Source organism: Candidatus Andeanibacterium sp. (genome assembly GCF_057143545.1).
In genome coordinates, this window is sequence record NZ_DBNHSF010000034.1 from 1 (window position 1) to 8,640 (window position 8,640).

The 8,640-nt window shown below is 65.3% G+C and carries 8 protein-coding genes and 1 pseudogene; 1 reads left to right on the top strand and 8 read right to left on the bottom strand.

The window, feature by feature from the left end:
• From AC16XC_RS02145 to AC16XC_RS02180, 8 genes and pseudogenes are all read right to left on the bottom strand, one after another.
• Positions 1 to 483, bottom strand: a pseudogene (locus AC16XC_RS02145) (hypothetical protein); the annotation flags it as partial.
• Between the two features lie 25 nt (positions 484 to 508).
• Entirely contained in the window at positions 509 to 1,708 is a 1,200-nt protein-coding gene (locus tag AC16XC_RS02150) for a M20 metallopeptidase family protein (protein WP_484032989.1), read from the bottom strand.
• A 51-nt stretch (positions 1,709 to 1,759) separates the two neighbouring features.
• Positions 1,760 to 2,266, bottom strand: a complete 507-nt coding sequence (locus tag AC16XC_RS02155; protein ID WP_484032990.1) for a DUF2141 domain-containing protein — start codon at positions 2,264 to 2,266, stop codon at positions 1,760 to 1,762.
• A 141-nt stretch (positions 2,267 to 2,407) separates the two neighbouring features.
• Positions 2,408 to 4,123, bottom strand: a complete 1,716-nt coding sequence (locus tag AC16XC_RS02160; protein ID WP_484032991.1) for an ATP-binding cassette domain-containing protein — start codon at positions 4,121 to 4,123, stop codon at positions 2,408 to 2,410.
• Positions 4,124 to 4,137: 14 nt separating this feature from the next.
• Positions 4,138 to 6,036: an asparagine synthase-related protein gene (locus AC16XC_RS02165; protein WP_484032992.1), complete on the bottom strand. Its 1,899-nt coding sequence runs from the start codon at positions 6,034 to 6,036 to the stop codon at positions 4,138 to 4,140.
• A gap of 250 nt (positions 6,037 to 6,286) precedes the next feature.
• Entirely contained in the window at positions 6,287 to 6,652 is a 366-nt protein-coding gene (locus AC16XC_RS02170; RefSeq protein WP_484032993.1) for a lasso peptide biosynthesis B2 protein, read from the bottom strand.
• Between the two features lie 34 nt (positions 6,653 to 6,686).
• Positions 6,687 to 6,953 (bottom strand): PqqD family protein, encoded by a 267-nt coding sequence (locus AC16XC_RS02175; protein WP_484032994.1) that lies wholly within the window; start codon positions 6,951 to 6,953, stop codon positions 6,687 to 6,689.
• A gap of 4 nt (positions 6,954 to 6,957) precedes the next feature.
• Positions 6,958 to 7,818, bottom strand: coding sequence for a hypothetical protein (locus tag AC16XC_RS02180; protein WP_484032995.1), 861 nt, complete (start codon positions 7,816 to 7,818; stop codon positions 6,958 to 6,960).
• Positions 7,819 to 7,967: 149 nt separating this feature from the next.
• Between AC16XC_RS02180 and rpe the strand changes: the two genes are divergently transcribed.
• Entirely contained in the window at positions 7,968 to 8,630 is a 663-nt protein-coding gene (gene rpe, locus AC16XC_RS02185) for a ribulose-phosphate 3-epimerase (protein WP_484032996.1), read from the top strand.
• Positions 8,631 to 8,640 lie beyond the last annotated feature (10 nt).

Genomic DNA, 8,640 nt, shown 5'->3' on the forward strand with positions numbered 1-8,640 from the left:
CTTCACCCGGAACAGCTCGATCTCGTCGACCCGCTTGAACAAGATCCCGGTGCGCAGGATCAGCCGCTGGGTGGTGAGCACGTAAAACGCGGCAAGGTTGCGCACATAGCGCAGGCCGATCGCCCCGAAGCCCACCAGCGCCGCCGCCATCGCAAGCCATAGCGGCCAGCCTTCGAGCTGCGCCAGCAGGGCGATCAGCGGGAGGAGGCAGAGCAGGATCGTGCCCCAACCGGCGAGGCTCCCGAACAGCCACCCGGCGGTGCTGCCGCGGAACCGGTCGATCTCTTCCTCGTCGGTGGCGAAGCGGAAGCCCGAGAATACTTCGTCGCCCTCCTCTTCGAGTTCGGCCAGCGCAGCCACGTTCGCCTCGCCGGCACTCAACAGGCGCGCCTTTTCGGCGGCATATTCGCTGTCGGTCAAATTGCCCGCGCGATGGAGGCCGGCTAGCCGTTCGAGCATTTCGATGCGTTGTGAATGATCCATCGACGTCCCCTCCCGTTTGCGCGGGTTACTCGGTCCAGCCGCGTTCGAGGAATTGCGTGGCACAGCCCGCCAGGAAGGCGGTTCCGCGCGGCAGCACGCTCTCGTCCACCATCATGTGGCTCGAATGGAGGCCGCAGCACTGGCTCCAGTCGTCGCCCTGGTGCGAAACGCCCAGGAAGAACATCGCGCCCGGGATCTGCTGCAGGACGTAGGAGAAATCTTCCGCGCCCATGATCGGATGCTCCATCCACTGGAACGCTTCTTCGCCGCCGAGTTCGCGGGCGACCGCTTCGCCCAGCGCGACCGCGCGCGGATCGTTGATGGTCGGCGGGAAACCTTCGATCAGTTCGACATGCGCTTCCATTTCATGCGCCGAAGCGATGCCCCTGGCCAAATGCGTTATCGCAACGCGCACCGCCTTTCGCCGTTCGGCCGATAGCGTGCGCATGGTGCCTTTCATCACCGCCTTGTCCGGGATGATATTGTGCGCCGAACCGGCTTCGAGCTGCGAGACAGTGACGATGGTCGCTTCGGCGGCGTTGAATTTGCGCGTGACCATTGCTTGCAGCGCCGTCACGATTTCGGCTGCGACCGGAACCGGGTCGCGCGTGTCGTGCGGCATCGACGCATGCCCGCCGCGCCCGGCCACGGCGATCTCGAACATATCCGCCGCCGCAAGCAAGGCGCCCGCGCGGCTCCCGACGACGCCATGCCGCGCATTGGGCATGATGTGGATCGCAAAGGCGGCATCGGGCGACGGATCGAGCAGCCCGTCCTCGATCATGAAGCGCGCGCCGTGATGGCCCTCTTCGCCCGGCTGGAACATGAAATGGACCTCGCCGGTCAATTCTTCCTGCTTGGCGGCAAGCACCCGCGCGGCCCCGGCCAGCATCGCGGTGTGGGTGTCATGCCCGCAGGCATGCATCCGTCCGGGAATCGTCGAGGCGAAATCGAGCCCGGTATGCTCCTCCATCGGCAGCGCGTCCATGTCGCCGCGCAGGAGTACGGATCTGCCTCCTTTGCTGCCCCGCAACACCGCGACCGCGCCGGTGCAACTTGTGCCCATGCGCCATTCGAGCGGCAGGTCGGCGAGTTCGCCGCGAACCTTGTCGAGCGTCTTGGGGGTTTCGAGGCCGAGTTCGGGCTCGGAATGGATGGCGCGGCGCAATGACACAATGCGATCGGAGATCGCCCGCGCGTCTTCCAGGAGGGATGTCGTCAGCATCGAGCGATGATAGCGCCTGCCGCGGCGCACCGCCAGCGCAGCGTGCAGCGGTCAGTCGCGGTAATTCATCTTGATCCGCACAGTCATGTTGTTGCGCGGAACGCTGACTCTCGTCGAGTTGAAATTGGGCAGGCTGAAGAAGGTCGGCGGATTGTTCGAGAAGCCATAACCCTCGGTCGGCAGCGGGTTGCGGTCGAATTTCCCGTCGCTGTCCTCGTCGTGATAGGCAGCGATGGCATAGACCCCGCCTTCGGGAATGAAGACGCACATTCTGGTCTCGCCGGCTCGAGCGTCGACCTTGCCGACATTGATCTCGCCCTTCGAGGCGAGGAACCGGCTGCGATTGTCGGGATAAACCGTGACCACGAGCTTGCCAGTGCTGTTGCGCATGCCTTCGGCGATCACATTCAGCCACATGCCGTGTTTCTGGCGGCCCACGCAATCCTCGGCCTTGGCCTGGGCGACGGCCTGCGCTCCGGGCAATGTCAGAAGGGCTGCTCCCGCAAGCGCGGCAGCCGGCAAGGCAAGCGGGGGGAGGGAGCGTATCGGCATCTTCATGTCGGTCTCATGTTCACCCTTCTTGGTAGCTGGATGTGGCAAGGACAAGTCTTGTCCGAAAACCGCCGGTTAATCGGCATGGAAATCGCTCTCACCGGTCCGGTTGCCGCCAAGCCCGTGAATACAATCTGAATTCTCCGCTCAGGAGGCTGCAACCAGGCGATCGGAAACGACCCGCCCCGCTTCGATTCCGATCACCCTGTCGGCTATATCGACAAGGCTTCCACGATGGCAAATCACGACCATCGTCAGTGTGGCTTTGAGCGCGGCAAGCGCCTTGGCAATTTCTGCTTCGGCAGGCGCATCGACGGCGCTGGTTGGTTCGTCGAGGATCAGCAATTGCGGGTTTCGCAACAGCGCCCGGGCCAGCGCGAGCCGCTGCCTTTCGCCGCCCGAAAGCTGCCTTGCGCCCTCGCCGAGGCTGTGATCGAGGCCCTGCGGCAGGTCGAAGACGAAGTCCGCCGCAGCGCGCTTGAGCGCATCGCGCATGCCGGCTTCGCTGGCATCTTGTGTACCCCACAGCAGGGCTTCGCGCACGCTCCCGCCCGGCAGCACCGGTTCCTGTTCGACATAGGCGACCCGGGATCGCCACGCACGGCGGCTGGCCAGGTCGAGCGGCAATCCATCGACCAGGATGCGCCCTTCGTCGGGCGAGAGCAGCCCGCCGATGAGGTCGGCAAGAGTGCTTTTGCCTGCGCCGGACGGACCCTCGATCGCGACGGTCGAGTTCGCGCGGATGGCAAGGTTGATCCGGTCAAGGGCGTTCCCGGCGCGGCTCGCGAAGCGCACGGAAACATCCTCGAGTTCGATCGACCTGGCCAATTGTAGCGGCTCCGCACGGCGCTCGACCAAATCGGGTTCGCGCGCGGCTTCGGCCTGTTCGATCAGCTGCTCCGCCTCGTCGAGCGCCGGCCTCGCATGGGCCCAGAACTGCCAGCTCTGCTGCAACCTGCCGAGCAGGGGCAGTGCCCTCGCGAAGAGTGCCGCGAGCGGCAGTATTTCCGCGATCCCGGCATTCCAGCGCGCGATCGCCAGCCAGACCAGCAGAGCCAGCGCCAGTGCTCCGCCGACCTGCAGGGCAATCTGTGCAATTCCCTGCGAGCGGGCATAGCCGCGATAGGCCGTCCGTTGCCCCGCGAAAGCGATCGCGCCGCGATCGGCCATCCGCTGCTCGGCGCCGAAACTCTTGATTGCGCGTAACGCACCCAGCCCTTCGTCCAGTTCGCCATGGACCCGGCGCGTGGCTGCACCGAGATCTTCGCCCAGTTTGTGGGCGCGCCGGCGGATGCCGGAAAAGCCAAGCAGGACGAGCGCCCCGCCGGCGAGACCCGCGAGTGTGATCGGGGGCGAAATGGCGAGCCCGGCAACGGTCAGCCCGGCGAGAGTTGCCGCCGCGGCGAGCGCATGAAGCAGCTGGCTCACGCCGTCGCCTGCGCGCGCGACATTGCTGATCAAGAGGCCGGCATTGTCGCTTTGCCGCATAGCGGAGAGCTCGCGCCAGTCACAATGGAGCAGCGCTCGCCACGCGCGGTTGCGGATGCCGTCGACCAATCGCGCCTCGAAATCGAGCGCGGCGAGATCGCGCGCATGGTTGATCAGCGCCCGGACCACGACCAGCCCGACAAAGATCGCGAGCAAGGCCTCAAGCGAAGTCGGAAATCCGAGCTCCGCAAGCCTTGCGGGGATGCCGTTGGCGGTCTCGCCTGACGCAGGATCGAGCGCCGCCAGCATCGGCACCAGCAGCACCAGCCCGATGCCTTCAGTGAAGCCCGATGCCGTCATCAACGCCAGCAGCAGGGCTGCCTGCTTCCGGTCAATGTGGTCGGCAAGGAGACGAGTTGTGCGTTTGGCCGCCATGAACGCTGCCTAGCCTAATTCCGCCCCGTCTCGAAATCGACATAGCGAGCGACATAGAGCATCGCCGGCAGATAGAAGCGGAACCGGCCTGCCTGGATGTGGTCGTCTGGCGTCTCCGAGGGCCAATCGTCTATCAGCTCGAGCATGGCATTGGTGTCGAGCAGTGGGCCGAGATCGGGATGGTCGGCAAGCTCGACCACCGCTGCGCGCAGTTCCGCGAGGCGCGGCGTCAGGCGGGCGTGCCAGTCGACATTATGCTCGCCGAACAGGACGGAGTTGCGCTGCGCCTCGGGCAGCCTTCCCTCGGCCATCCGCCGGGCGAGCCAGCGGGTCGTACCATTGCACACGAACTGGTCGGTCGGAAGGCCAAGGCAGAATTCGATCAGCGGTCGATAGGCCGCGACATCGCGCAGTCGGAGGCCGAAGACCTGTTCATAGGCGTGGCTGTCTTCGCAGGCGAGCCCGGCGGCATGATACTGGCTGGCGATGAACTGGCGGCGGGTCCCGTCGCGCCCGACGGTCATGATCGCCGCATTGATCCTTGCTTCCTTGAGTTTGTCGCCCAGCCGCCCGTCGCGCCTGAGGAAGGGATTGGAGAACCAGTCCTGCCCGCGCCCGCGATGGACCAGCCGGCGAATCCGGTGCCGCCACGCGCTGGGCAGCAATGGCATCAGCGCATGCGCCGCGATCCGGCGCGGGATCGAGCGCGGATCGTTCACTCGGCTCGCGGCGAGCCGCCACAATTGCCGCCAGCGCCCGGCCAGCAGGAATTCGCGATAGGCCCAGGGCGCATCGCCGCTATAAGTCGTATTGCCCATATGCGCCTGCATCAACCAGTCGCAGCCACGATCGCGCGCGGCAGCCATGACGCCGTGTTGGACGCTCGCGAGTACCCGCGCCGGATAGCCGGTGTCGCTGGCGAGGAACAGCTCCTCGGCGCGGTCGTCGAAGCCAATCCCGCGATTGTCGACGAAGGTCGGATCGAGCGCGGGGTGCATGGCCGCGAATTGCTCGACGAACGGCCGGTCGTCGCCGAATTTGTGAGGGACGACCTTGCCGTCCCATTCGGCGATGGGGGTGAAAGTGAAGCTCGGCAGCCGCTCGCCTTCCGGCAATTGCCGCAGCGCCTCGGCGCATACGAGCGGTGAATCGAGTCCGCCCGAAAGCCCGATCCCGATTCTGCCGGGCATCGCCAGCGCCTTGCCGACCGCCTCGGCGAGCAGCGCGTTTGCCGCCACGACATAATCCTCGTCGCGCGGCAGGCGAATTTGCGGGATCGCCAGTGGATCGTACCAGCGATGGATCCTGCGTTTGCCCCTTTCGAGCAGCACGACGCTACCCTGCGGCACGATCTCGACTCCTGCGAACGGCGATTGCTCGGCTTCGGGCAGTTCCATCGAGAGCAGGTCGTCGACTGCGCGCTGGCGCAGGTGCTTGGGCAATCCCGCCGCGAAGATCGGACGCAGGATCGAGCAGGCGAGCAGCGCCTCATCGCCCGCATGATAGAACAGCGACTTGCTCGCCCAGGGGCTGCGCGCCAGGCGCACCGTTTCATCGGGCAGGCAGGCGATCGAGGCATAGGTGCCGACGCAATGCCTGTCCGCATCGTCTCCCCATTTTTCGACAGCCGCACCATAGGTCGCATAGGGATCGGCGGGATCGCTGCCGAGCGCGGCGGCCAGTTCGGCGCAATTGTCGATCCAGCCCGCCAGCATCACAGCGAACCCGCCCGGAGCGCGCGCGACCTGCCAGTCGCGGCGCGGCTTTGCGCGCGGGGCGGGCAGTTCGGCGAAGAAATCGCGTTCCTTGCGGAAAGTGTCAGCTGGATGCCCGGCGAAGATTCCCAGCGAGGTTGCAGCGCGGCCGGGGTCGAACGGGGAAGCCTCGCCCCAATTCCGAGCCAGGAAGATCATTCAGCTCGGCAGGACCGCTGCCGTCACGATTTGCACTGGCTGCCGGCCGACTGGCAAACCGCCGAATTCGAGGGCCCGCGGACATCGCGAATAGTGCCCAGGCGCCTGAAGCCCGGCCTGGTCCAGCGTGACTTCGTCTCTTTCGAGGTTTCGTGCACCGATGCCCTCCCGCGCAAACAGGAATTTCGCGCAATTATGTCCAATTCGGGCAGATTCTATGCCCGACACCCCCGCAATGCAATTGCAGGTCCTAATTTCCTGTTAACCTTGCGGTCTCGTGCCACGGGCCGGGAAGGTCGCCGATCACCCGCTCGCCGGCCAGTTCGACCCAGGCGTGGAGCGTGTCCCAGCCATCGCGCAGGCCGGGTGGCCGCACCGCGATCACCACTTCATGCGCGACGCCCGCTGCCCGCAACATCCGGCTAAGCGCCATCGCCCGTGCAAGGCAGCTGGTCTCGAACGGCAGCCGCTTGGCACCGCGTTCGACATGTTTGGCAAGGCGCCGCGCTTCGGCCAGCGCGTCTCGATCGGCCAATCCGGCGTGGCCCAGCCTCCCGCGCCATTTGGCAAAGGGCACCAGCGCCAGGAGCAATTGCGCCAGGCATAATTGCACCATCGCGCGCGCGGTCCGCTGCCGCAGCGCCCGCCTTTCAGCCCCAGTCGATGAGCCCCGCATTTCGCAAGCTCGCAAGGAAGGCGTCGACATCCGACGCGATCTCGATTTTCGGAGCATCGAATTCCTTCGCCAGCTCCTCGACCAGCGCATCGCGACCGCGGGTGCCGTCGATCAGCTTCCAGATCGCGAGGCCGGTGCCGGTGATCGAAAAGAATTCCCCCTTGGCGAGCTCCATCGCGACCACCTCGTCGTCGATCGTGGTCTCGACGAATTCGCCCGTGCGTTTCGCGATCCCGCCCATCGGCTTAAAATTCCTCGATCCATCGGCTCACGGTTTCAACCATATCGCCAAACCGGGTCGGGTCGAAAGGGCGGACCAGGCGAAATGCGGGGATGGCCCGCGCCAGTTCAGCCTGGAACTCGAACCGCTCCGCGCGTTCCATGCCGCTGGCCCATTCGTGGAGCATGACGGTGTAATGGTCGTCCGCCAGAAGGGCGAAGCGCTCTGCGCCCAGCACCGGCTCGATGACGGCTTCATTGCCGTCTTCGAGACGGACCATTGCCGCCAGCGGCAGGAGGTCTTCCGTGCCCGCGCCCGCGTCGCTCGCAAAGTGCTTGGGATAGGACGGAGCGACTTCCCCCCGGCCTTCGATACCGGCGAGTTCCAGCCCTTCAGGCCATAGCCGCAAGCGCTTGTGCCCGGGAAGGCAACACAAGTGTTCGCTGTCGGGATCGAGGATCAGCGTGTCGTCGCAAAACAATGCGAGCCCACGCTGCACCAGCGCAGCGGCGAGGGTCGACTTGCCCGATCCGCTTGGCCCGGTGAATGCAAAAACGCGCCCGCGATGCGCCACCGCCGAAGCGTGGATCGGAAACAGGCCGTTGATTGCAGCGATCGCGGCATGGACCGAGCCGTTCAGCCACAGATCGAGTTCGCGCGGGTCGGTCTCGTCAGGGGCTTCGCAAGTGACCCCAGCGCCCTTGCGATAATAGAGGCTGACTCCGTCGCCCACCCGCGACAGGAACTCCTCTCCCGCCAAGGCGATATTGCCGACCGCGATCTCGACCCCGCCGATCGCGGTCGGGCAGGCCCCGAAGCGCCAGCGCGCTTCTTCGAGCAGGTTTTGGCGCTTTGTATCGCTGGAGCTGCAATCCGCGTTCGTCACACTGCGATTCCTAGTCCTGCCGGTTGGATCGGGCAACGCACCGGCGCAGGCGAGGCACACCGGATGGGGGTGACCGATTTGCGAGTGTGGAAATCGCCCGGGGCCAGCTTGTCCGCCGAGTCGCGCCACTTTAGGGCAGGCTCAATGCCATGAGCGCGCCACTTATCTCGCCGTCGATCCTTTCGGCCGATTTTGCCCGGCTTGGCGAAGAGGTGCGCGCGATCGACGAAGCGGGCGCCGACTGGATTCATGTCGATGTGATGGACGGGCATTATGTCCCCAACATCACGATCGGCCCCGCGGTGGTAAAGGCATTGCGGCCGCACACCGGCAAGCCGTTCGACGTCCATCTGATGATCTCGCCGGTCGACGCCTTTCTCGAAGAATTCGCCGAAGCCGGGGCCGACATCATCACGGTCCATCCCGAAGCCGGGCCGCATATCCATCGTACGGTCCAGGCGATCAAGGCGCTCGGCCGGAAGGCAGGCATCTCGCTCAATCCAGGCACGCCGGCAAAAATGCTCGATTATTTGATCGAGGAGATCGACCTCGTGCTGGTGATGAGCGTCAATCCCGGCTTCGGCGGGCAGAGCTTTATCGCCAGCCAGCTGAAGAAGATCGAGGCGATCAGGAAGCGGATCGACCAGCTGGGTCTCGATGTGCATCTCGAAGTCGATGGCGGGGTTAACCCCGAGACCGCCCGGCAATGCGTCGAGGCGGGAGCCGACGTGCTGGTCGCGGGATCGGCCACCTTCAAGGGCGGGCCGGATTGCTATGCGGCAAATATCGCCGCGCTGAAGGGAAGCGGGTGATGGACCAGCA

Coding starts and splice junctions, on each gene's coding strand:
- AC16XC_RS02160 (WP_484032991.1), bottom strand. CDS start 4,123: ATGGCGGCCAAACGCACAACTCGTCTCCTTGCCGACCACATTGACCGG.
- AC16XC_RS02155 (WP_484032990.1), bottom strand. CDS start 2,266: ATGAAGATGCCGATACGCTCCCTCCCCCCGCTTGCCTTGCCGGCTGCC.
- AC16XC_RS02170 (WP_484032993.1), bottom strand. CDS start 6,652: ATGGTGCAATTATGCCTGGCGCAATTGCTCCTGGCGCTGGTGCCCTTT.
- AC16XC_RS02175 (WP_484032994.1), bottom strand. CDS start 6,953: ATGGGCGGGATCGCGAAACGCACGGGCGAATTCGTCGAGACCACGATC.
- AC16XC_RS02165 (WP_484032992.1), bottom strand. CDS start 6,036: ATGATCTTCCTGGCTCGGAATTGGGGCGAGGCTTCCCCGTTCGACCCC.
- rpe (WP_484032996.1), top strand. CDS start 7,968: ATGAGCGCGCCACTTATCTCGCCGTCGATCCTTTCGGCCGATTTTGCC.
- AC16XC_RS02150 (WP_484032989.1), bottom strand. CDS start 1,708: ATGCTGACGACATCCCTCCTGGAAGACGCGCGGGCGATCTCCGATCGC.